General features: G+C 63.5%; 24 protein-coding genes and 1 pseudogene. 6 read left to right on the top strand and 19 right to left on the bottom strand.

All coding sequences use genetic code 11. The features are described from left to right. Nucleotides 1–220 precede the first annotated feature (220 nt). Nucleotides 221–1,465, top strand: coding sequence for a porin (locus tag AC57B8_RS00135; protein WP_496478247.1), 1,245 nt, complete (start codon nt 221–223; stop codon nt 1,463–1,465). 296 nt (nt 1,466–1,761) lie between these two features. Here AC57B8_RS00135 and AC57B8_RS00130 read toward each other — a convergent pair whose 3' ends face one another. The 5 genes from AC57B8_RS00130 to AC57B8_RS00110 are packed head-to-tail and all read right to left on the bottom strand — an operon-like array spanning nt 1,762 to nt 6,293. Continuing rightward, complete coding sequence (locus AC57B8_RS00130) at nt 1,762–2,187, bottom strand: Zn-ribbon domain-containing OB-fold protein (protein WP_496478246.1); 426 nt, start codon at nt 2,185–2,187, stop codon at nt 1,762–1,764. 1 nt (nt 2,188) lies between these two features. Then, on the bottom strand, nt 2,189–3,328 hold the full coding sequence (locus AC57B8_RS00125) for a thiolase C-terminal domain-containing protein (RefSeq protein ID WP_496478325.1): 1,140 nt from the start codon (nt 3,326–3,328) through the stop codon (nt 2,189–2,191). A gap of 16 nt (nt 3,329–3,344) precedes the next feature. Then, nucleotides 3,345–4,121, bottom strand: a complete 777-nt coding sequence (locus AC57B8_RS00120) for an enoyl-CoA hydratase/isomerase family protein (RefSeq protein ID WP_496478245.1) — start codon at nt 4,119–4,121, stop codon at nt 3,345–3,347. After that, entirely contained in the window at nt 4,118–5,263 is a 1,146-nt protein-coding gene (locus AC57B8_RS00115; protein WP_496478244.1) for a CaiB/BaiF CoA transferase family protein, read from the bottom strand. The genes AC57B8_RS00120 and AC57B8_RS00115 overlap by 4 nt, the downstream gene beginning before the upstream one ends. A 46-nt stretch (nt 5,264–5,309) precedes the next feature. Next, complete coding sequence (locus AC57B8_RS00110; protein ID WP_496478243.1) at nt 5,310–6,293, bottom strand: Bug family tripartite tricarboxylate transporter substrate binding protein; 984 nt, start codon at nt 6,291–6,293, stop codon at nt 5,310–5,312. Between the two features lie 141 nt (nt 6,294–6,434). Between AC57B8_RS00110 and AC57B8_RS00105 the strand changes: the two genes are divergently transcribed. Next, on the top strand, nt 6,435–7,370 hold the full coding sequence (locus AC57B8_RS00105; protein WP_496478242.1) for a LysR family transcriptional regulator: 936 nt from the start codon (nt 6,435–6,437) through the stop codon (nt 7,368–7,370). Between the two features lie 15 nt (nt 7,371–7,385). Here AC57B8_RS00105 and AC57B8_RS00100 read toward each other — a convergent pair. The 9 genes and pseudogenes from AC57B8_RS00100 to AC57B8_RS00060 form a co-directional block, all read right to left on the bottom strand. Continuing rightward, nucleotides 7,386–7,539, bottom strand: a pseudogene (locus AC57B8_RS00100) (IS21 family transposase); the annotation flags it as partial. A 433-nt stretch (nt 7,540–7,972) separates the two neighbouring features. Further along, the gene (locus tag AC57B8_RS00095; RefSeq protein WP_496478241.1) at nt 7,973–8,911 is read right to left on the bottom strand and encodes a dihydrodipicolinate synthase family protein; all 939 of its coding nucleotides are present in this window, start codon (nt 8,909–8,911) and stop codon (nt 7,973–7,975) included. Between the two features lie 57 nt (nt 8,912–8,968). Then, on the bottom strand, nt 8,969–9,640 hold the full coding sequence (locus tag AC57B8_RS00090; RefSeq protein ID WP_496478240.1) for an amino acid ABC transporter permease: 672 nt from the start codon (nt 9,638–9,640) through the stop codon (nt 8,969–8,971). 7 nt (nt 9,641–9,647) lie between these two features. Beyond that, on the bottom strand, nt 9,648–10,328 hold the full coding sequence (locus AC57B8_RS00085) for an amino acid ABC transporter permease (RefSeq protein WP_496478239.1): 681 nt from the start codon (nt 10,326–10,328) through the stop codon (nt 9,648–9,650). Then, on the bottom strand, nt 10,325–11,065 hold the full coding sequence (locus tag AC57B8_RS00080) for an amino acid ABC transporter ATP-binding protein (protein WP_496478238.1): 741 nt from the start codon (nt 11,063–11,065) through the stop codon (nt 10,325–10,327). The genes AC57B8_RS00085 and AC57B8_RS00080 overlap by 4 nt, the downstream gene beginning before the upstream one ends. Further along, nucleotides 11,065–11,919: a transporter substrate-binding domain-containing protein gene (locus AC57B8_RS00075; protein WP_496478237.1), complete on the bottom strand. Its 855-nt coding sequence runs from the start codon at nt 11,917–11,919 to the stop codon at nt 11,065–11,067. Before AC57B8_RS00075 ends, AC57B8_RS00080 begins: the two co-directional genes overlap by 1 nt. Before the next feature lie 61 nt (nt 11,920–11,980). Continuing rightward, nucleotides 11,981–13,474 carry a dihydropyrimidinase gene (gene hydA, locus AC57B8_RS00070; RefSeq protein WP_496478236.1) on the bottom strand — a complete coding sequence of 498 codons (1,494 nt, stop codon included), beginning with the start codon at nt 13,472–13,474 and terminating at the stop codon, nt 11,981–11,983. Between the two features lie 11 nt (nt 13,475–13,485). Beyond that, entirely contained in the window at nt 13,486–14,265 is a 780-nt protein-coding gene (locus AC57B8_RS00065) for an SDR family oxidoreductase (RefSeq protein WP_496478235.1), read from the bottom strand. Nucleotides 14,266–14,461: 196 nt separating this feature from the next. Then, on the bottom strand, nt 14,462–15,379 hold the full coding sequence (locus AC57B8_RS00060; protein WP_496478234.1) for a LysR family transcriptional regulator: 918 nt from the start codon (nt 15,377–15,379) through the stop codon (nt 14,462–14,464). Nucleotides 15,380–15,520: 141 nt separating this feature from the next. Here AC57B8_RS00060 and AC57B8_RS00055 point away from each other — a divergent pair, with 141 nt between their 5' ends. From AC57B8_RS00055 to AC57B8_RS00040, 4 genes are all read left to right on the top strand, one after another. Next, nucleotides 15,521–16,180 (top strand): aspartate/glutamate racemase family protein, encoded by a 660-nt coding sequence (locus AC57B8_RS00055; RefSeq protein ID WP_496478233.1) that lies wholly within the window; start codon nt 15,521–15,523, stop codon nt 16,178–16,180. A 6-nt stretch (nt 16,181–16,186) separates the two neighbouring features. After that, the gene (locus tag AC57B8_RS00050) at nt 16,187–17,602 is read left to right on the top strand and encodes an FAD-binding oxidoreductase (RefSeq protein ID WP_496478232.1); all 1,416 of its coding nucleotides are present in this window, start codon (nt 16,187–16,189) and stop codon (nt 17,600–17,602) included. A 64-nt stretch (nt 17,603–17,666) separates the two neighbouring features. Beyond that, complete coding sequence (locus AC57B8_RS00045; RefSeq protein WP_496478231.1) at nt 17,667–18,452, top strand: SDR family oxidoreductase; 786 nt, start codon at nt 17,667–17,669, stop codon at nt 18,450–18,452. A gap of 5 nt (nt 18,453–18,457) precedes the next feature. After that, on the top strand, nt 18,458–19,063 hold the full coding sequence (locus AC57B8_RS00040) for a glutathione S-transferase (RefSeq protein WP_496478324.1): 606 nt from the start codon (nt 18,458–18,460) through the stop codon (nt 19,061–19,063). A 208-nt stretch (nt 19,064–19,271) separates the two neighbouring features. Here the strand turns inward: AC57B8_RS00040 and AC57B8_RS00035 are convergent, their stop codons facing one another. From AC57B8_RS00035 to AC57B8_RS00015, 5 genes are all read right to left on the bottom strand, one after another. Then, nucleotides 19,272–19,514 (bottom strand): hypothetical protein, encoded by a 243-nt coding sequence (locus AC57B8_RS00035; RefSeq protein WP_496478230.1) that lies wholly within the window; start codon nt 19,512–19,514, stop codon nt 19,272–19,274. 388 nt (nt 19,515–19,902) lie between these two features. Then, nucleotides 19,903–20,640: an amino acid ABC transporter ATP-binding protein gene (locus tag AC57B8_RS00030; RefSeq protein ID WP_496478229.1), complete on the bottom strand. Its 738-nt coding sequence runs from the start codon at nt 20,638–20,640 to the stop codon at nt 19,903–19,905. After that, nucleotides 20,637–21,596, bottom strand: coding sequence for an agmatinase (locus AC57B8_RS00025; RefSeq protein WP_496478228.1), 960 nt, complete (start codon nt 21,594–21,596; stop codon nt 20,637–20,639). Before AC57B8_RS00025 ends, AC57B8_RS00030 begins: the two co-directional genes overlap by 4 nt. A 45-nt stretch (nt 21,597–21,641) precedes the next feature. Next, on the bottom strand, nt 21,642–22,304 hold the full coding sequence (locus AC57B8_RS00020) for an amino acid ABC transporter permease (protein WP_496478227.1): 663 nt from the start codon (nt 22,302–22,304) through the stop codon (nt 21,642–21,644). Beyond that, on the bottom strand, nt 22,294–22,902 hold the full coding sequence (locus AC57B8_RS00015) for an amino acid ABC transporter permease (protein ID WP_496478226.1): 609 nt from the start codon (nt 22,900–22,902) through the stop codon (nt 22,294–22,296). The genes AC57B8_RS00020 and AC57B8_RS00015 overlap by 11 nt, the downstream gene beginning before the upstream one ends.

Here is a 22,902-nt window from a genome sequence, read left to right as displayed (position 1 = left end):
CCTAGAGTCCCGTTGACTCGAACACCCCTCGGGTCATGCAAAGAAAGAGCGATTGCGCACGCAGCCTCACGCACTTTGCTTTGCCCACGTGAATCAACGCCGGCGCCACGGTGAAAACTTCCAAAAGAAGGTGGGCCCGGGCTCCCATGAAAGCACACCAGTGCCCCTCATGGCGAACCCTTCGCATCGGCGCTTCTTGCCCAACCCTGGAAACCTCACAATGAAAAAAACTCTCGTTGCCCTGGCTGTTCTGACTGTCGCCGGTGTGGCCTCGGCCCAGTCGTCCGTCTCCGTGTTCGGTGTGGTCGATGCGTCGGTCAGCAGTTACTCGAACAAGTCACGTGACCTGAACGGCGCCACGGTCCTCAAGCCGTTCTACGTGAACAAGGGCAGTGTCACGACAAGCCGAAGTGAACTCGCCCACTCCGCCTACAACACCAGTCGCATGGGCTTCCGAGGCACGGAAGACCTGGGCGGCGGCCTGGCGGCGAGCTTCTGGCTCGAGGCGCCGATTTCGAACGATGACGGGCAGCAGGGCGTTGCGACGTTCGCACGCCGCTCGACCGTCAGCCTGTCGGGCAGCTTCGGTGAAATCCGTCTCGGTCGCGATCTCACCCCGACCGTCTGGAATGAAGTCGTGTTCGATCCGTTCACCACCAACGGCGTGGGGATGAACCTGATCTTGTCGGCGAATGCCAGCTTCGGAAACTTCGGGACGCCCGCGCCCTCTACCGCACCGTTCACCAACGTCGGCACCAACAACTACATTCGCGCCAGCAACACCGTCGGCTACTTCCTGCCGCCGAACCTGGGTGGTTTCTATGGCCAGGTGATGTACGGCTTCGCCGAGAAGACCAAGTACAGCCCTGGCCTGGCAACGCCCGACGTGGCCAACACCCAGCGGCAGGGGCGCTACGTTGGTGGACGCTTCGGCTACGCCAACGGTCCTCTGGACGTTGCGCTGTCCTATGGCAGCAGCACCATCGGGGACCAGTTCTACGCCGGCACGACGACCAAGGTCGACACGGTGAACCTGGGCGGTTCCTACGACTTCGGTCCCGTGAAGTTGTTCGGTGAGTTGTCTCGCGCCACGAACAAGATCGACTACGCAGTCACGCCGGTCGCGGGCGGTCGCCCCGACATCGACCTCACCGGGTACCTGCTGGGCGTGACCGTGCCGGTGGGTGTCGGCCTGATCCGCGCGTCCTATGCCGGCGTCAGGTTTGATGCGAATCAGCCCCACACCCCGTTCACACCGCGCGTCGCGGACCCCAAGGCCAACAAGCTGACCATCGGCTACGTGCACAACCTGTCGAAACGAACCGCGCTGTACGCCACGATCGCTCGGTTGAACAACAAGAATGGCGCAGCCCTGACGGTGGGTGGGCCCGCATTTGTCACTGCGGGAGGCTTCACGCCGAAGACCTCGACGGGCTACGACCTCGGTATCCGCCACGCGTTCTGAGCAAGAGACCACGTCTGCAGTGATTGGCTGCGACTTTGGGATTTGCCGGGCAGACGGAGTCCGGGTGGTGAGTGCAACAGCTGCTCCGATGGCTCGGGCTGTCGGATATCAGTCTCAATCTAGACATTTGCGGCTCCGAGCTCAGCGACGGCACCCATCGCGGAACATGGCAGCAGCAACCGAGAAACGAGTGCTGTGAAAGTGCCAGGCGTCGGCACCACGACGGTCAGGGCGACTTGCGGAAGTGCGCATCCGCAGCCGCTCCGGGGCGATGGTGCTCGACGCAGCGAAGGTGATCAGGCAGAGACTGCAACTGGGGGCTTGCTGTCCTCCAGTTCGAACGTGGCCAGCGGCTGCGCTGCCGACGTATCAATGGCCAGACGCACGGCGAGGTCCGGCGCAAGCGCATCGTTGGACGCGAGGATATTGGTCAGCAACCGCGGACCCTCTTCCAGCTGCACGAGGGCAACGTTGTAAGGCAGGCGCTCTTTGAACGCAGGGTGGTAGGCATGGTGATAGATCACCCAACTCAGGATGCGGCCATTGCCTGCTGCGGCCTGCCACTGCCACTCCTTCGACAAGCAAGTGGGGCAGAGCGCGCGCGCGGGCAACCAGGCGTGGCCGCCGGAACAACGTTGAAACAGTAGACGCCCCTCCATCAGGCCTTTCCAGTAAGGGGCGTTGATCGCGTCGATGTCGGCTTTGAGCAGATCGGAGGACATGTCAGCTCCCTAGAATAAGGGTGGCGTGCGTGTGCATGGTGCCGCCCTGGTTGCTTACCACGCAGGCGTTTGCGCCTCGGACCTGGAGCCGGGCAATGCCTCGGATCTGTCGCACGCCCTCGATAATGAGTTGCATGCCCGGCATGCCAGTTTCGGAAAGCAAGCCACCGCTGGTGTTGATGGGGAGGTCGCCGCCATACTCGATGCGACCCCCAGCCACGAAATCGGCCACCTCACCCTTGCGGCAAAAGCCATAGTCCTCCAGCGTCATCAGTGGGGTGATGGTGAAGCAGTCGTACAACTGGGCCACGTCGATGTCGCTCGGCTGCATGCCGGCCATTTCGAAGGCAATGGCACCGGATCGGACCGCTTCGGTGGACGTGAGCGTCTCCCGCGCCGCAAGCTCCCAGGAAGTCTGGCCGCTGCCCAACCCCAAGATGGGTACGGCGTGGTCCACGCGAAGGCTGCGCGCCCTCTCGGCGCTCATCACCACCACGGCAGCGCCACCGTCCGAGACCAGACAACAGTCGTCCCGTCGCAGCGGATCGACGACGAAAGGCGACTGCATGTACGCCTCCTGACTCAGCGGCGACCGCAGTTGGGCATGCGGGTTGCCTGCTCCATGGCGACGGGCGGCCATGGCGATTGCAGCAAAAGCCTCGGGCGGCGTTGCGTGCTCGATGACGTGTCGGCGGTGGATCATTCCGTATCCCGCGGCGGTCGAAAACCATCCGTAAAGCGAGTCGTTGCCACGTGGCCGACCGTAGACGGCGGCGCTCCCGCTGCGCGGGTTGTCCGCGTAGCTCACCAAGGCGATCTCGCACTGCCCGGTATCGATGGCCATCATCGCCATCGCGATCAACGTGATGTTGGCAGCGCCGCCCTGATCCCAAGCGCCACCCCAGCGCGGCTGGATGCCCAGGCCTTCGGCCACTTTTTGGCCGTACAGAATCTCGCGGTTGGAGGTAGGCACTTTGAGGAACAGTGCGTCCACCGCGCCTTTCTCCACGCCGGCGTCGGCCAGAGCAGCGGCGCAGGCCTGCACGTTGAGCGTTACCGTATCTAGACCCAGCTTTCCGAAGGCCGTGTGACCCACTCCCGCGATCACATATTTGCCTCGCATGGTTCTGTCGAGTTGCATCTTGGTCACCAAGCTCTCAGTCGCCTTTGAAGATCGGCGTGCGCTTCTCGGAGAACGCCTGGGCACCCTCGCGGGCGTCGGCAGAGGCCATGAGGATTTTCTGCATGGTCTGCTCCATGCGCAGACCGCTGGAGAGTCCCATCTCCGGCGCCCGCAGCGCAAGCTCCTTCGCTGCTTGTACGGCCAGAGGCGCGTTGGCCGCAATCGTGCGGGCATAGCTAAGAGCGGTTTCCATCAACTGCTCTGGAGGCACGACGCGATTGACCAAACCCCAGCGAAGGGCCGCGTCGGCATCCATGGCCGCACCTGTCAGGAGCATCTCCATGGCAATGGCCCGCGGTAGCTGGGCAATGGTGCGCTGCGTGCCACCGTTGCCGGCGATGATCCCGCGTCGCACCTCGGCCAGGCTGAAGGTCGCATGTGGCACGGCGACACGGATATCGGTTGCCAGCAGCAACGTCATACCTCCGGCCAAGCAGTAACCGTTCACTGCTGCGATCACCGGTTTCCATATCTCTAGGCCGCGATTGAGAAGCTGGTCCTTCTGTGTCTGCCAGAACTCGTCGAGCGAGACCTTGCGGCCTATGTAGCTCTTCAAGTCGGCCCCTGCGCTAAAGGACTTGTCGCCGGCACCGGTGACGACGGCCACCCGGATCGCAGCGTCATCGCGCACACGCTCCCAAGCCTGCGAAAGGCCCTTGTAATGCTCCGCATCCATGGCGTTGCGCTTGTCCGGCCTGTTGATGGTGATGACGGCGATGCCTTCTTCAGGCATGTGAAAGTCAATGCTCATGGCTCGCTCGCCTCCGTATGCTCGGTGCTCAAGTAATGCGCACTGTCGGCCCCGAGCCGGGGCGCGACATGCTCGACGGCGGGACGCACGCCGTCGAAGGACAGCGGCAGGCCTGTCAGAACGAAGTCCGCATCACCGACCGGACGGATGATGTCCAGTGCCGTCACCTGCGGCTCGCGTAGCAGTTCGGGAATGGTATTGACCGACGCCACCGGAACGCCGGCGGCTTCCAGTTGCGTGATCCAGTGGTCTCTGCATTGGCCTCGGACGATTTGCTGGATCTCGTCCACCATGGACGCGCGATTTTTCAGCCGTTGCCGGTTGCTGGCAAAGCGCAGATCATCCAACCAGTCGGGACGGCCCAACGCCTTGGCCAGTTTGGTGAACAGTCGATCATTGCCGGCGCAGATCATCAACTGACCGTCTCGCGCGTCGAATGCTTGGTAGGGCACGAGGTTGGGATGCCCTGTGCCGTAGCGTTCCGACGTGCGGCCCTGGTTGACGAATTCGTGGATGCGCGACCCCGTCCAGCCCATCGCGGTCTCCAGCAGCGAGGTGTTGACCACGCAACCTCCACCTTCTTTCCCTCGTCGTTGCAACGCGGCCAGGATTCCGATCACGGCCCACATGGCAGTCCCCTGGTCGATCAGCGAAGCACCCATGCGCGACGGCGGGCTTTCGGCATGGCCATTGATGCTGACAAGCCCGCCAAAGGCCTGCAGCAGCGGTTCGTAACCGGGCTGCAAGCGGCGCGGCCCCTTGTGGCCGAAGGCGCTCATCTCGCAGTAGACAAGCCGCGGAAGGCGCGCCGTGATGGTGGCTGCGTCGATGCGCAGTTTTTCCGATTCGCCCGGTCGCAGGTTGTGCACGAACACGTCTGCACTCTCCAGCAACGTGAGAAGCTGCTGTCGGCCCTCGTCAGTCTTCAGGTCGATCACCACCGAGCGTTTGCCTCGGTTCACATCGTGGAAGGTCATGGAAGAGCCGTCACGAAACGCCGGGCCCATGTTGCGGGCATCGTCGCCGGTACCCGGTTTTTCCACCTTCACGACTTCGGCGCCGAGGTCGGAAAAGATCATTCCGGCGTAGGGCGCCGACAGCACCTGGCCCACCTCGACCACACGCAAATTGTTCAGTAGCACTGTCGCACCTTTTGAATTTCGTTTCTTTTGATGAGCGTCCGTTCGCTCATTCGGGCTGGATGTTTGCGCGTTTGACGATCGTTCCCCACTTGTCCATTTCACTGCTCATGAAGTGCTCAAGGTCTTGGCGCGAGCCTGCGAAACCGATGCCGTTGTTGTTGGCGAAGTAGCGCTGGACCGTAGGCGCTTTCACCGCCTGGTTGACCCAGTCGTTGAGCTTCTGGACCACGGCGTCGGGAGTTCGCACCGGCGCCAGGAACATGCCCCAAGAACCAATTTCGAGTTTCGGCAGGCCGGCCTCAGGTGCCGCCGGCACGCTGGGCAGCGAGGGCATGCGCTCGCCGCCAGTGACCACCAGGGCGCGCAGCTTGCCGCCCATGACCAGCGGCATGCATGCCGTGACGTCGGAGAACATCATGTCCACCCGTCCCGCGATCACCTCGTTCAGGCCTTCCGGGTTCCCTTTGAACGGCACGTACAACATGTCCACATTCGCCAGCTGCTTGTAGAGCTCGGCACCGACTCGGGATGATGAATTGCCACTGGCATAGCTCAGCTTGCCAGGTGAACGCCGGGCCTCGGCCGTGACGTCGGCCAGACTCTTGAACGGCGAATCGACCCCAACGACGAGCACAAGCGGGGTTGGTTTCTTGTAAAGCGAGATCGCTTTGAAATCTCCAATTGGGTCGTAGGGCAGTTTCTTGAAAAGAAACTTATTGGCAATATGCGTGTTGCTTGTCAGCAGCAGGGTGTAGCCATCCGGCGCGGCCTTGGCAACCTGCTCGGTACCGATAAAACCATTGGCGCCGCCCTTGTTCTCGACGATGACGCCTTGGTGCGCCAGCTTCGCGATCTCGGCGCCGATGACACGCGCCGTCGCATCGGCGCCGCTGCCCGCCGGAAAGGGCACCACCACGCGGATGGGCTTGTTCGGATAACTTTCCGCGGCATGCGCGGCAAGCGTCAGGCCAGCCGTCAGCGCGATCACGCCGGCCGCGCTCAACCAAGCCTGCTTCCTCTTTTCAATCACGTTTGTCTCCTGGGGTTGTATCGCGGCACACGACCGTCTCCGCTGACAAGGGCCTGAGTATGGGAAAAGGGGATTGAACAAGGAAGTGCAAAAATGGTATTTGTTTGATGCCAATAGTGGAATGATCAAGGAGAGCCCTTCATGCGCGTGCCGTTGACGCTGCACCAACTCGAGGCCTTTTCGCGAGTGGCCGAATTGCGCAGTTTCCGCAAGGCTGCCGAGGTTTTGCACATCTCCCAGCCAGCCCTCAGCCGCACCATCTCTGGCGCCGAGGCGGCGCTGGGCACCCGTTTGTTCGACCGCAATACCCGCAATGTCCGTCCGACGGCCGCGGGCGATGAGCTGGCCCCGATCGCCCGACGGATCCTGGCGGAGTTCGAATCCTCCCTGGGAGAGCTAAGCCAGTTCCTCGAAGGGCGCCGCGGGCGCGTAGTCATGGCGACGCTGCCGTCGGTTGGCGCCTCGTTTCTCCCACCCGTCATGACCAAGTTCGCCGCGCTGTACCCAGGCGTCGATTTCGTGATCCGAGTCATGACGACCAAGCCAGTGCTGGCGGCAGTGGACTCCGGAGATGCCGACTTCGGTATCTGTATGGAGCCCAGCTTGGACAACAACTTCCGCTATACCCATCTTGTGGAAGACGCATTCGTGCTCGTTTGTCATCCGAGCCATGAGCTTGTGCAGCAACCTTCGTGGGGCTGGGACGTCTTCACCCGCTACCCCTATATCGCGCAGGCAGCCGGGACCAGCATCCGCATGTTGACCGAAGCCGTGTTCGATGCGCAGGGGCTGGTCGTTCACATGGCCTATGACTGCGACAGTCTTTCTCTGAGTGGCAAGCTCGTGGCCGCGAACTTGGGCATCACCGCGCTGCCTCGCTTGGCGCTCAGCCATACCGATACCTCAGGGCTCGCAATCCTGAAGCTGGACGGCCCCAGCCTTCAGCGAAGACTAGGAGTGGTCACCAGAGCGGGCCGCAGTCCGTCGACCGCCGCCGCAAATTTCCTGAAACTGCTGAAATTGCATGTTGCAGAGACTGAAGGCCACACTGAAAAGATTTACGACCCTCCCTGGTGATCTGTTGATCGGAGCATGAAGCAACAGACCTTGGCCATGGCTCGCGCACAGCTCCAGGTGCGCCACTTTCTACGTTGTAGAACACGCCACCGACGACCATGGCTTCATCGCTCCAATCGAACTGGAAGGCTGTGCCCAGCTCGAAACTCATCGGAACGAAAGCCTTGGCTGACCTACGTAGTACTCCAGCTCTTGGAGTTCAGACTTTGATCTTCTTGCAATCGGCGCCGGCCTTCGGTTTGAGCCGCTCCGACAACCGCTCCTGCCGAAACACCGTGCAGAGCTGCTTGCGTGATGCATCGCTCCTGCGATGTCGAAGCTAGAGAACACGATGCGTTTACCGTCCTCGATGGCATCGGCCTTCACGTTCTTGCAAAGGCGAATCGCCTTTTATGAGGCCACCACTGGTCACTCGATCCTGATACGCCAGCTTGGCGATGTGGCGAAACGGCATGTTTTCGATGGCAAGCCGAGCATTCCGCTCAGTGCCAACAAAAACGTGCTGGTCGTCGAGCTTTTCACGCAAGGGCCCGATCAGCGCCGCCGCGGCGGCCGCGCATGCCGGGCAACCCAATCAACTCAATGGCGAGGTCATGCGGTTCTCAGCCGCGCACGGCCTTGCTCTCCTCCAGGCGTTGAATCAAGCGACCGAGTTCAGCCAAATCCGTCCCATTCAACACCGGCCCCGGCCGCCGCACATACGCAGAGCGGATCGCACCGCGACGCTTCAACGTTTCCTTGCGCAGCGCCAGGCCAATACCGTACTGGAACTCGTGGCGCAGCAGCGGCAGGTAGACGTTGAAGAGATCCTCTGCCTCATCGTTGCGGCCTTCGTCGAACAGCTTGCACACCTGCACCAGCATCTCGGGGTAGGCAAAGCCCGTCATCGCACCGTCCGCGCCGCGCAGCATTTCCTGCGGCAAGAAGAGCCCGCCGTTGCCCACCAGTACGCTGATGCGGCGGCGGCCCGCGGTCGCGCTCTGCTCGCGCACTTCGCTGAGTTTGCGCATGCCCGGAAAGTCCTCGTGCTTGAGCATCACGACCTGGGAGAAGTCGTCGATCAGCTTGTGAATCACCGAAACCGACATGTGCACGCCGGTCGCCTGCGGAAAGTCCTGCAGGCAGATCGGGATGTCGGGGCCGAGCAGCTTCGCCACAGTGGCGTAGTAGTTGTAGACCTGTTCGTCTGTCTTCAGGTTGGCCACGGGCGCCAGCATGACGCCGGCGGCGCCCTGGTCCATGGCGGTTTTCGACAAGCGCTCCACGTGCCGGTTCGACGCGTGGCTCACACCCACCACCACCGGCGCGCGCGTGCCGACGCGCCTCAACACGCGGTCCATCACGGTCAGCGTTTCCGCTTCGGTGAGCTTGGGCGCCTCGCCCATCATGCCGAGGATGGTGAAGCCCGTGACGCCCTTCTCCAGGTAGAAGTCGGTCAGGCTGTCGGTGCTTTCCAGGTCCAGTTCGCCACTGTCGGTGAAGGGCGTCGCGGCAATGATGTAGACGCCTTTCGACGTCTCGCTGATCTTGGTTGGGGTCACGAGGATTCCTTAGGATGAAGAATGTTTTCTTTGTTGTCTGCGGTCGAAGCCGCCGGCTCAGCGGCGCGCACGGCGGTGCTCGAGGCGGCCGAGCCAGCGCGTGAGCGGCCACAGCAACGCCAGGTACATGAACGCGGCCAGCATCACCGGTGACGGGTTGAACACCAGCGACTGCGCATCGCGCGCAGCACGCAGCAGCTCGGGCATGGCTACCACGCTTGCGATGCTGGTGAGCTTCACGATCTCGATGCTGTTTCCCACGAGGTCGGGCAGCACGTTCTTCACGGCTTGCGGCACCACCACATGGCGCAGCGCCTGGGCGCGGGTGAGTCCGGTGGAGCGTGCGGCCTCCATCTGGCCCTTGACCACGCCTTCTAGCCCTGCGCGGAACACCTCGGCGTAGTAGCTCGCATTGTTCAGCACGAAGGCGAGCGCCACGGCAGTGACCTTGCCGAGTTCGATGCCCAGGAATGGACCGCCGAAATAGATCAGGATGAGCAACACCAGCGGCGGAAACGCACGGAAGAAGTCGATGTAGCCGACGATGCTCCAGCGCACCGCACGGCTGCCCGACTGCGTGAAGCCGAGCGCCAGCGCCAGCCCCACGGCTGCGCCGAGCGGGATGACCAGCGCGGAGAGCCACACGGTCGTCCACAGGCCGCGCAGCAGGTGCGGGAATACTGTGGCGTAGATCTCGAGGTTGAAGAAGTTCTGGATCAGACTTTCCATGGCGTTCCTACCTGCGCTGCCAGCGCTGTTCGATCCACCGCGAGAACACGACCAGCGGCAGAAACACCACCAGGTACGCGAACGCAGCCATCATCAAGGGCGTGGGGTTGCCGGCGTAGCTGCTCGCGCCCTGCGCGTTGTTCAAGATTTCGTTGAGTGCCACGACCGACCCCAGCGCGGTGTTCTTGGTGATGGAGATCACGCGGTTGGTCAGTGGCGGCACCGCGCGCCGCAGCGCCTGCGGCAGCACTACCCAGCGCATCGCCTGCCACCAGCGCATGCCGGTGGAGCGCGCCGCCTCGAGCTGCCCTGACGGGACGGCACAGATGCCGGCCCAGATGCTTTCTTCCGCATAGGCGGCAAGCACCAGCGACAGCGACAGCCAGGTCACCGCAAAGGCCGACAGCGGCATGCCGAGCGCGGGCAGCCCAAAGTACAGGACGATGAGCACCACGAGCGGAGGCAGCGATCGCATGATGTCTGCGAACGCCACGATGGGCAGCGCCAGGGCGCGGCGTCCGAGCGCACGAACCACCGCCAGCCACAGCCCGAGCACCGTGCCTGTGACGACCACAGCAATACCCACCCCGACCGTCACCAGCATGCCGGCCGCAATGTTGGGCCAGTACTGCTTCGCAACCGCGAGGTTGAAGAAGGTGAAGAAGAATCCGCTGTCGCCGCCCGTCATGACCGCCGGCTTCCATAACGAGCCAGGAAGCTTTGCGTGCGCGTCTCGCGCGGGCGCTCGAACACATCGGCCGCGCTGCCTTGCTCGACAACCACGCCGCCATCCATGAATACCACCCGGTCGGCGGCCGCATGGGCGAAGGACATCTCGTGCGTGACCACCAGCATCGTCATGCCGCGATGGCGCAAGTCCCGCATGACGTTGAGCACGTCCTCCACCAACTCGGGATCGAGCGCGCTCGTGGGTTCATCGAAAAGAATCACGTGCGGCTTGAGTGCCACTGCGCGCGCTATGCCCACGCGCTGCTGCTGGCCGCCCGAGAGCTCGGCGGGAAACGACCCGGCCTTGGCACCCAGGCCGACCTGTTCAAGTGCTGTCTGCGCCATCGCCTCGGCCTCTGCCTTCGAGCGCCGCTGCACCTTGCGCAGCGCGAGCGACACGTTGTCCAGCGCCGTGAGGTGCGGGTACAGGTTGAACTGCTGGAACACCATGCCGATGTCCTGGCGCAGGCGGTTGATGTCGACCGTGGCCGACGTCACCTCATGCCCGTTGGCGAGGATGCGCCCGCCAGTGGGCGTCTCCAGCAGGTTGCAGCAACGCAGCATGGTGCTCTTGCCCGAGCCCGAAGGCCCGATCACGCACACCAGCTCGCCCGCATCCACATGCAGGTCAACGCCGCGCAGCACCTCGGTGCTGCCGTAGGACTTGCGCAGTCCGGAAACTTCCAGGATGGGCATCAGGCGCACTTGGGGGTGACGGGGGTCGGGTCGTAGCCGTCGGTGCCGGGCACGCCGGTGCCGGGGGCGATCTTCACGGCGGCGTCGTCGGCTGCGGGTTGGAAGCCGAACCACTTCACCGCCAGCTTGGCGACGGTGCCGTCCTTCTTCATGCACTTGAGCGCGTTCGACATGGCGTCGCGACCGGCCTTGTCGTCCACGCGAAACGGCAGCGCCCACACCAGCCCGGTCTTGATGGTGTAGCTGGTCTTCAGGCTCGCGTTCTGCTTGGCGACCCAGGCCACCACCGTGGTGCCCGCCAGGTTGTAGTCGGCGCGTCCAGACTGCACGGCCTGCACCGCGTCGGCGTTGGCGCCGTACACGTCGAACTTGAATCCGTATTTCGCGGCGTTGTCGCGGGCCCAGCCTTCGTAGTTGGAGCCCTTGTTGACCGCCACGGTCTTGCCCTTGAGGTCTTCGAGCTTCTCGATAGCCGGCGCCGCCTTGGTGCCGAGGAATGTGTAGTCGGTGTCCAAGTAGCCCTCGGTGAAAAGAAGCGACTTCGCGCGCTCGGGCGTCACCGTGACGGGCGCGATCAGGAAGTCGTACCGACGGCTGTTCAGGCCCGGCACGAGGCCCGAGAACTCCGCGCCCTCGATCTCGATCTTGCGGCCCAGCCGTTTAGCCAGTTCCTCACCTAGGTCGACGTTGAAACCCTGCACTCCGCCGCCGAGCTTGGCCATCGCATGCGGCGCGAAGGTGGCGTCGACCGCGGTGCGCAGCGGCGCCTGAGCCAGGGCGGTGGTCGCGCCGAAGCAGCACAGCAGCGCAAAGGGAACGGCGCGAAGGCACGAAGAAAGGGACGGGGACTTCATGGTTCAACTCCTGGGGGGTTATCTAAAGACGGCCGGAGGATGCCCGGCCAGAGGACGGAAATCAGTTCGTTTCGCTCGTGCGCATCAGGCCCAAGAGTTCGCTGAAGCGCCCACGCTCCAGCGATGCGGCGGTCCGGCTGGCCAGCGGGTCGGGGCGCCCGCGCGCGATGTACTCACCCGTTCCGCGTTCAACCTGCAGCGCGTTGTCGCGCACCACGCAGCGCCCGCGGCTGAACACCTGCTCGGGCCAGCCCTGCAACACGCGGCCCTCGTAGGGCGTGTAGCCCACGTTGTCGTGCAGCATCGCGGCGCTGACCTCGACGATGCGCTCGGGGTTCCACAGCACGACGTCGGCATCGGCGCCCACGCAGATGGCGCCCTTGCGCGGCGCAAGGCCGTACATGCGGGCATGGTTGGTGGACGTGAGCGCGACAAATTCCTCGATGCTCAGCCGCCCCTTCATCACGCCTTCGGAGAACAGCAGCGGCAGGCGAAGCTCTATGCCCGGCACGCCGTTGGCCATTTCCTTGAAGGTGGTGGCGTCACCCTTGGGTAGCTTGCCCGAGGCGTCGAAACGGTACGGCGCATGGTCGGACGAGTACACGCCGAGCGTGCCGTCCTTCAGGCCCGCCCATACCGCCTCCTGAGAGTCGGCATCGCGCGGCGGCGGGCTGCAGCAGAACTTGGCACCTTCCATGCCGGGCTTGTCGCTGTCGTCGGCTTCCAGAAACAGATACTGCGGGCAGCTTTCTGCGTACACGGCTGCGCCCAAGCGACGCGCATTGCGGATCACGTCCACTGTCTCACGGCCCGCCACATGCACAATGAGCACGGGCACGTCGGCCAGCCGTGCGAGCGCGATGGCGCGATTCGTCGCCTCCGACTCGGCCAGCGCGTCGTGTGCCACCGCATGGAACTTCGGCGCCACGTGGCCACGCTCAAGCAGCCGATGCGCAATCCAGCGGATCATGTCGTGGTTCTCGGCGTGCATCATCACGAGCGCGCCTTCTTCGCTCGCTACCGACATCACTTCCAGCAGTTGATAGTCGTCAAGCTTGAGCTTGTCGTAGGTCATGTAGACCTTCAGCGAGGTGATGCCGTCGCGGATCACCTTGGGCAAATGCTCGCGCAGCGCGGTCTCGTCGGGATTGGTCAGGATCAGGTGGAATCCGTAGTCGATCACCGCCTTATCGCGTGCCAGCCTGCCGTAGGCGGCCACCACCTCGGGAATACTGTCGGCGCGGTGCTGAGCCGCGAACGACAGGATGGTGGTGGTGCCGCCGAACGCGGCCGACACGGTGCCCGAATAGAAGTCGTCCGCGCACATCACGCCCATGCCTGAGAGCTGCTCGATGTGGCAGTGGCTGTCGATGCCGCCGGGCAGTACCCAGTGGCCTGCGGCGTCGACGTCGCGCAGGCCGGGCCGCAAGTTCGGCGCAATCTGCACGATCACGCCGCCGGTGATGCCGATGTCGGCGTGGAAGCTGCCGTCCGCATTGGAGATGCGGCCGTTGCGGATCGTGAGGTCGAAGGGTTTGTCTGGGGTCGCGTTCATGACGGTCATGGCTAGAAGGTGCCCGGGTACGAACCGCCGTCGAGCAGCAGGTTCTGTCCCGTGATGAAACCGGCCTGTGCGCTGCATAGGAAGGTGCAGGCGTCGCCGAATTCGTGCGGCAGGCCGAAGCGCCCGGCCGGGTTGGCCGCGCGGCGGCGGGCGAGCACTTCGTCTTCGTCCAGGCCGTGGTCCTGCGCCCACTGGCGCGCGGTTTCCAACAGCCGGTCGGTTTCGAAGGGGCCAGGCAAAAGGTTGTTGAGGGTGACGTTGTGCGCCACGTTCTGGCGGGCCAGGCCGGCCACGAAACCGGTCAGGCCGGAGCGTGCGCCGTTGGACAGGCCAAGGATGTCGATCGGCGCCTTCACGGCGGCCGAGGTGATGTTCACGATGCGGCCGAAACGGCGCGCCACCATGCCGTCGAGCGTGGCGCGGATCATCTCGATGGGCGTGAGCATGTTGGCGTCGAGCGCGGCAATCCAGGTATCGCGGTCCCAGTCCCTGAAGTGGCCGGGCTTGGGGCCACCTGCGTTGTTCACGAGGATGTCGGGTGCCGGGTGCGCGGCCAGCGCAGCTTCGCGCCCAGCTGGCGTGGTGATGTCGGCCGCCACGGCATGCACCGTCACGCCACTCGTGCGGCGGATGTGTGCAGCCGTCTCTTCGAGGGCTTCGCGGCCCCGTGCCACCAGTGTCAGGCTCACGCCTTCGCCAGCCAGCGACACGGCGCAGGCGCGTCCGAGGCCGCGGCTCGATGCACAGACCAGCGCATGCCGCCCCTTGAGCCCGAGCTTCACCGACGGGCTCCCCGCACTGCTTTCGGGCCCCGGACAGGCTGGCACGCGTCAGTCAGAAATAGGCATTCATTTCGGACGGCACAGAGGGCGGTGGCAGGCATGGAAAGCACTCCAGATCGGCGTTTTGTTGCGGCAATTATTCCGACGCGGACCTGCGCTGTCGCGTGACAGTTTGAGTGCCATGCTTAACATGTTGTTAAGTATCTTTGGTAGAAACCCGGAAGCCCTCCCGCGCCATCACGCCCTGCAGCACCTCGACGAAGGCCTGCGCGAGCTGCGACATCGGCTCGGTGCGCAGCCGCACCAGCGTGGCTTTCAGCACCGGCGCGTTCACCACGGGTCGCACCACGAACTTGCTGGCCGCCCAGCTGCGCGCCGAGAACTCGTCGACCAGCGCAATGCCCGCGCCGGCCTGCACCAGGGCGCAGGCGTTCTGCGGCGAGCCGGCTTCGATGGCGGCGCGCACGGCCTCGCCGCTGGCTTCGAACAGCGCGCCCACCATGGCGCCGAAGGGCGAGGCCCGGTCGTACGAGATGAGCGGAAACGGGAGGAGGTCGGTCACCGCCAGCGTGGCGCGCCGGGCCAACGGATGGTTGTAGGGGCAGATGCACACCAGCCGGCCGCTGCCGATCTCCTCCATCTCCAGGTTCGGATGGTTCACCGGGAGGATCGATACCGCCAGGTCGGCCTGTCGGTTGAGCAGCCGCTCCATCAGCGGGGTGTGGCCCAGGTAATGGAAGGTGAGCTTCACCTGCGGGTTGTTGTGCCGGTATTCGGCCATGGCCATGGGGATGACCATCTGCCCCACGCTCGGGCTGGCCACCAAGTTCAGGATGCCTTCCTGATGCTCGCTGAGTTCGCGCGCCAGTTCGTTCACCCGCTTGACGCCCGCATAGACCTGTTCGACCTCGTGGAACAGCTTCTTGGCCTCGGGCGTGGCGTGAAGTCGCCCCCTGATGCGCTCGAACAGCGGAAATCCAACACGGGCCTCGGTGTGCGACAGCAGCCGACTCACCGCCGGCTGCGACACAAAGAGCAACTGCGAGGCCCCGCGGATGGAGCCCGTGATCATGACGGCCCGAAAGACCTCGATCTGCCTCAGATTGAATGACATGGCGGGGAGGTGAGATAACAAGGTGTTAATGATGACGCATGAATTGGCAAGTGTCGACGCGCCCATGCACTTCTAAACTGCGAGCCCTCGGCGTCTCCCTTGCCGAGCAATACCAACGTGTTCAAGGGTTACGAGGCTGCCATGCAGAAAACTCTCTACGTCATCAACCCCAACAGCAGCCAGGCCGTCACCGCTGGCATCGACGCCGCCATGGCGCCGCTGCGCCGGCCGAATGGCCCGCGCATCGAATGCGTGACGCTGGCCGACGGTCCGAGCGGCGTGCAGACGCAGCACGACGTCGACCGTGCCGCGCTGTCGGTGCACCGCTTCGCACAGGAGCATCTGGGCGACGCCGCCGGCTTCGTCACCGCCTGCTTCAGCGACCCCGGGCTGCACATGCTGCGCGAGATGAAGGGGGTGCTCTCTTTTGGCATCAGCGAGTGCGCCGCACTCACTGCGCTCACGCTGGGCCAGCGCTTCGGCGTCATCGCCATCCTGCAGGGCTCCATCGGCCGCCACTGGCGCACCTGGGGCGCCATGGGCATCGCGCAGCGCGTGGCGGGCGAGGCGGCCATCGGCCGCACCGTGTCTGAACTGTCGGACCAGCAGGCCACGCTGGCCGCCATGGTCGACGCGGGCAAGCGCCTGCGCGACGAAAACGGCGCCAACGTGCTGGTCATGGGCTGCGCCGGCATGGCCCCCTTTCGCGCGCCGCTGCAGGAAGCCACCGGCCTGCCGGTGGTCGAGCCCACGCAGGCGGCAGTCTCCATGGCCCTCGGCCGCATTCAACTGGGCTGGTAACACCACATGAGCAACATGCACCCCGAACTCCTCATACGCCTGCACGCCGCTGTCGGCGACGCCGGACTGGTCAGCGACGAAGACGCCAAGGCCCCCTACGAGACCGACTGGCTCAAGAAGTGGACCGGCCGCAGTAGCATCGTCGTGCGCCCGGTTGACACCGCTCAGACGGCCGAGGTCATGCGCATATGCCACGAGACTCACACCCCTGTGGTCACTCAAGGCGGCAACACCGGCATGAGCGGCGGCGCCACGCCCGACGGCAGCGGGGCGCAGGTGGTGCTGAGCACGGTGCGCATGAACACGATCCGCGCGGTCGATCCACTCAACAACACGCTGACGGTCGAGGCCGGCGTGCTTCTCGCGAACATTCAGGCGGCCGCGCAGGAGGTGGACCGCTTCTTTCCGCTGAGCCTGGGCGCCGAGGGCAGCTGCACCATCGGCGGCAACCTGGCCACCAACGCCGGCGGCATCGCGGTGCTGCGCTACGGCAATGCACGCGAACTGGCGCTGGGGTTGGAGGTGGTGCTGCCCGACGGGCGCGTCTGGAATGGCCTGCGCGCGCTGCGCAAGGACAATACCGGCTACGACCTGCGCGACCTGTTCATCGGCTCCGAAGGCACCCTGGGCGTGATCACTGCGGCAGTGCTCAAGCTGCACCCGCGCCCCGTGGCGCGCGCAACCGCCTGGGTCGGCGCGAAAGACATCGACGCGCTGGTGCAGCTGCTCGCGCAATTGCGCGCGGCCTGCGGCGAGCGGCTGGTGGCCTTCGAGATACTCTCGGCCGAGGCGCTTTCACTCATCCTCGCGCACGTGGCGGACGTGCGCGCGCCGTTGGGCTCCGCCCACGCATTCCATGCGCTCATCGAACTGGCCGACACACAGGACAAAGGCCTGGCCGAGCTGCTCGAAAACGGCCTCGGCGAAGCGCTGGAGCAGGAACTGATCGACGATGTTGCGGTGAGCGTGAGCGGTGTCCAGACCCAGGCCTTCTGGAAGATCCGCGAAGGCATCTCGCAGGCGCAGATGCGCGCGGGCAAGGCCGTGAAGCACGACATCGCATTGCCCATCTCGGCCATCGCCACGTTTGCGCAGGAGGCCGACGCCGCACTGCAAGCCGAATTTCCGGGCGTGCGCATCATCAACTTCGGGCACTTGGGTGACGGCAACCTGCACTACAACGTGCTCCTTCCGCTCGGTACCTCGCCTGAGGAACTGTCTTCTACGACGGCGCGCATGAACCGCATCGTGCACGACATCGTTTCGGCCGCCAACGGCAGCATCAGTGCCGAACACGGCGTTGGCCAGTTGCGGCGTGACGAGTTGCGGCACTACAAGTCGGAGGTCGAGTTCGACCTGATGATGCGGATCAAGCAGACGCTCGACCCGAACCAGATCATGAATCCAGGTAAGTTGATCTGAGCGCGCCAAGCGCGCGCGCACTCTCTCTCTCTTTCTCTCTCTGCACAACGACAAGGACACATCCATGGACCTCGGACTCTCAGGAAAAACAGCGCTAGTGCTCGGCGCCGGCGGCGGCCTGGGCGGCGCGATCGCGCGCACGCTGGCTCGCGAGGGCGTGCGCGTCGCGTTGGCCGACATCGACCTCGCGGCAGCGAGCGCCGTGGCCGAGCAGATTTCGAAAGCCGGCGGCCAGGCCATCGCTCTGGCCTGGGACCTCGGCGACCTGTCGGTGATTGACGCGAACATCGCCCGCGTCGAAAGCCAACTGGGTCCGGTGGACGTGCTCGTCAACAACACCGGCGGCCCGCCGCCCACGCCCGTGTCGGGTCAGACCACCGAGCTGTGGAGTCAACACTTCCAGAGCATGGTGATGTCAGTCATCGCCATCACCGATCGCGTGCTGCCCGGCATGCGCGAGCGCAAGTTCGGCCGCATCGTCACGAGCACCTCGTCGGGCGTGGTCGCGCCCATCGCCAACCTGGGCCTGTCGAACGCGCTGCGCATGACGCTGCTGGGCTGGTCGAAGACACTTGCGCGCGAAGTCGGTAAGGATGGCATCACCTGCAATATCGTGCTACCGGGCCGGGTGGCCACGGGCCGCATCAAGTTCCTCGACGAGCAGAAGGCCAAGCGCGAGAACCGCCCGGTGGGAGACGTGACAAACGAAAGCACCGCCAGCATTCCGGTCGGGCGCTATGGCGATCCGCAGGAGTACGCTGACGTCGTGGCCTTCCTGGCCAGCCGCAACGCGTCGTATGTGACCGGCTCGGTCCTTCGTGTGGACGGCGGCCTGCTGGCAAACGTGTGAACGGCATGCGCGTGCTTCGCACTTCGCCCGCCTCGCCTTTCGGGCGCAAGGTGCGCATGGCGATCGACGTGGTGGGCCTCACGGCGGACGTGCGCGTCGTCAATGCAGACACCAGCGACCCGACGGACAGCCTGCGGCAGCAGAATCCGCTGGGGAAGATTCCGACACTGCTGCTCGAGGATGGCCAGGCGCTGTTCGATTCGCGCGTGATTGTCGAGTACCTGGATGCGATCGATGGCCGCGGCATTCTCGTTCCTGCGGGCACGCTCGAACGCATGGGCGTGCTGCGCCAGCAGGCACTGGCCGACGGCCTGCTCGACGCTGCGCTGCTACAGGTGTACGAGCGACGCTTTCGCCCGGAGACCCAACAGACGGAGTCGTGGGTCGCAAATCAGCACAGCAAGGTCGAGCGGGCGTTGGATGCTTTTTCGGTGCAGTTGCCTGCGCGTCGCGACGTGGGTCCACATATTGGCGAGATCGCACTGGCGGCGGCGCTCGGTTATCTGGATTTTAGGTTCGAGGGCAGGTGGCGCTTCACGCACCTGCCGCTCGCACAATGGTTGAACGACTTCGCGCAGCGCGTGCCTGCGTTCGAACACACCAAGCCATAGAGGATCAAAAGCCGTCGTTGAATTTAAGGCAATAGTCCGTTCGAGGCTGTTGTTGACGGCTGGGTGGTTGAGGGCGTGACGTCGGAGAATTGTTGAAGCAGGGCGAACGCCACGCGCGATGCACGGCCCTCGCAGTGAACGGTGGCGGTGCGCTGGTTGATCCGAGCGATTTCTCCGACGTGCCGCTTCAGGCCTTGGTCGCAGAAGCTCACACGCTGGCCGACGCGGAAGTCCTGTTTGTGATGAATCTCCGTCGCCGCACCGTCAGCACGAGATCAATGCCGAGCGCCGCGAGCTCACGCGCGATGGCCGCGCCCATGGCGCTGGATGCGCCGTCACCAGTGCGCGCATTGCCAATGCTGGGGGTTGTGTATGAACTCAAGGTCGATCTCCTGGTCATGCAGAGCGGGTACAGAACGCCAAGGCCACCGGAGGCTTGCGCGTCGGCCATGCGATGGCCTGAGCAGGCGGGGGCAAGGGCCTGATCGAAGACGCTGGTGCAGGCATGCGGCAGTTACACCATTTGCACCACGACCTTGCACTTGGGGAGCAATGCGAGGCGGTCATCCCGGATACGGCTTCCTGAGCGAGAACGCCGAATTCGCGGCCGCGGCCGAGGCGGCCGGCAGAAGCAATCAATACCGAAATGGAATTCACTCATGGGTGCGGATGTTCGCATGGACCGCGCGCCGGAGCTACCCAGGCCACGGACGACTTCCCTGCGGGTCGTCTCTGAACAGCCTCTTCGGAGGCGCCGGTATACCCGCTTCGGACCCGCTCGAGCTCGGAGGTCACTCCCACAGGGTTATGCACCAACGCCCGCCCACATAAGACGTTCCCTAGTTCTGCTGCAGGATCTTCGACAAGAACTCCCTCGCACGAGGTGATCGTGCATCGGGATCTCCAAAAAAATGCTCTTTGTCGCAGTCTTCAACAATTTTTCCGTGGTCCATGAAGATGACCCGGTTGCTTACCTTCCTCGCAAATCCCATCTCGTGCGTCACACACATCATGGTCATACCTTCCTCGGCGAGCTGAACCATCACGTCCAGGACCTCTCCCACCATCTCCGGGTCCAGCGCTGAGGTTGGTTCGTCGAAAAGCATCACGATCGGGTCCATGGCCAGAGCCCGCGCGATAGCCACGCGTTGCTGCTGGCCACCTGACAACTGTCCCGGAAACTTGTTCTTGTGGGCGAGCAGGCCGACGCGTTCGAGCACTTTCAGCCCTCGGGTCGTTGCGTCTTCGCAGCTGCGTCCCAACACCTTGATCTGAGCCAACGTGAGGTTCTCGGTCACCGAGAGGTGAGGGAACAACTCGAAGTGCTGGAACACCATGCCTACGCGTGAGCGCAGCTTGGGCAGCCGCGTCTTTGGATCTGTGATCGACACGCCGTCCACAATCACCTCGCCTTGCTGAAAGGGCTCGAGCGCATTAATTGTTTTGATCAACGTGCTTTTGCCCGAGCCAGATGGCCCGCAGACCACGACCACTTCGCCCGTGCGAATGCTTGCGCTGCAGTCAGTCAGGACCTGGAAGCTGCCGTACCATTTGGAGACGTTACGGATTTCGATCACTTGTCGAAGTAGCCGGCCTTGATGGTCGACCCGATGAGATTGACGATCAAGCGGCCAGCGGTCACGCAGGTCAGCTTGCTGGCGTTGTCTTTAGACGGCTGGATTTCCACGATGTCCATGCCTACAACCCGCCCCTTCTTGACCAAGCCGTGAATCAGCTTGCGTGCCTGTATGAAGCTCATTCCACCGGGGGCCGGGCCATCGACTGCGGGCATGATCGTGGGGTCCATCCCATCGGCGTCGATCGACAAATAGTAGTTTCCACCATCGGGAATTCGCGCCAGTACGGCGTCCATTCCAATGTCGTGCAGCTCATATGCACTGATCAGCTCAGCCCCGTAGCGGCGCGCCGTCTCGTAGTCTTCCTGTCTGGCACTGCCCTGCGCACGCAAGCCGATCTGCACAATGCGCACGACGTGTTTCATCTCCGAAGCGCGGCGAATTGGGCTGGACAGACCCTCCTTCACGCCGTTGACCTCTTCGCGCCAATCCAGGTGTGCATCCACGTGCACCAACGTAATCGGTCCGACTTTGTCGAATGCGCGAAGCACAGGTGTGGTGATGCCATGATCGCCGCCGAGCACGATAGGCAAGCCGCCGCCGTTCAAGATCTGACGGATAGCCAGCTCGACGCGTCGATAGTGGTCTCCGGGTTTGTTGAGATCAGGAATGACGTCGCCGCAGTCCACAAACCGGATATCAGAGCGTCCTTGCAGCAAGGGGCCATCGATATCGAAATCAAAATGATCCGGCGCGCGGACGATGCGGTCGGTCACATCGCGTATGGCTTGCGGCGCGTTGGTTTGATCATTCGTGAATGACCGGGCACTATAGGCCGAACCAAAGGGCATGCCGATGATCGCGATGTCGGCCGTCAAGTTGTCCAGGTCGGTCACCAGCTCGGAGTAAAGCAGCGTCGCATGTCCAGTGCGTGGGGCGATTGTGAGTTTTTCCATGGGTATTTCCATTTTTCAGGGTGTGAGTGAAGGCTAGGTGTGCCGTCAGTGATGGCTCCGGCGGCGCACGCGCATCTCCATGGCGTGTCCGAGCGCCTCCATAAGGACACTGCTGCCCCAATAGATCAGGGCGGTGATTCCGAGTACTTCAAAATAAGCGAAGGTATCCGCCGTTTTGAGGTTGCTTTGGTAGGTCAGCTCGGGCAGGCTCATCACCGAGAACACGGCCGAGTCTTTGAACATCATGATCGTGAGGCTTACGGTTGGGGGAATCAGAAAGCCAAAGATCTGAGGCACGACGACGAAGCGCTGTACATGCCAGGTGCTCATGCCAAGTGCCTTCGCCGCTCGCAGTTGCCCTGCCGGGACGCTGCGAAATGCGGCACGAAGGATTTCGCAGAAGTAGCCCCCGGTGTAGAAGGCTGTAGTGCCGATCGCAATGTAAAAGGCGGAGGCTAGGAGGCCTAGTTTGGGCAACCCGAAGAAGGACAGATACACCAAGATTAGGAACGGGAGATTGCGTACCAACTCGACGTACGCCAGCGCTACCGTACGCAGAGCTCGGCTGCCCGAATCTGCCGAATAGGCAGCGATGACGCCGAGCGCAATGCCCAGCGGGATGCCCAAGCCACTGACTTGCGTGGTGACCTTGAGCCCTTGCCATAGCGCGGGCAAAGCCTCGCGAACGATTTCGAGATCAATGAGCATTGGGAAGCATCCTGGCAAAGCGCCGCTCAATGACGCGCGAGAGCGATGAGGCACCCAGCAACATGATGAAATAAACCGCGGCGGTTGCCGTAAATACCTGCAGGGGCAGATCGCTCTGTAAAGTGGCATTGCGAGCAACGGTCGCCAAGTCGTTGACGGCAATGATCGAGAGCAACGAGGAAGCTTTAAGCAGCACCGTGAACTCATTGGTCAAGGGCGGAATGGCACGCTGCAGCATCTGAGGCATCAGAACCTGAAACCAGACATGCCGAGATCGCATGCCCAGCGCTTTCGCCGCGGCAGCCTGCCCTGGCGCAATGGTCGACAGCGCCGCACGCATGATCTCGCTGCCGTACGCCGCAGTATTGAGTGCCAGCGCCAAGATCCCGGCTGTGATCGGCGAGACGGTGACGTCAAGCAGCGACGGAATCACGTAGTAGGCGATGAGCAACTGAATCAGCAGTGGAGTGCCGCGAAGAGCCTGTCCTGAATTTTGTGTTCGAGGCATAGCATGACGAGAAGGAGCATGTATGCCAGTGAGCAAGACGAAGATGAAGAACGCGGCGATCGCCGCCAGGATGGCGGCCTTGCCATCGAT

It is taken from the genome of Variovorax sp. BGA-UO-ETr-C22 (genome assembly GCF_059567965.1).
This window is presented reverse-complemented; position numbering and strand designations above follow the sequence as displayed.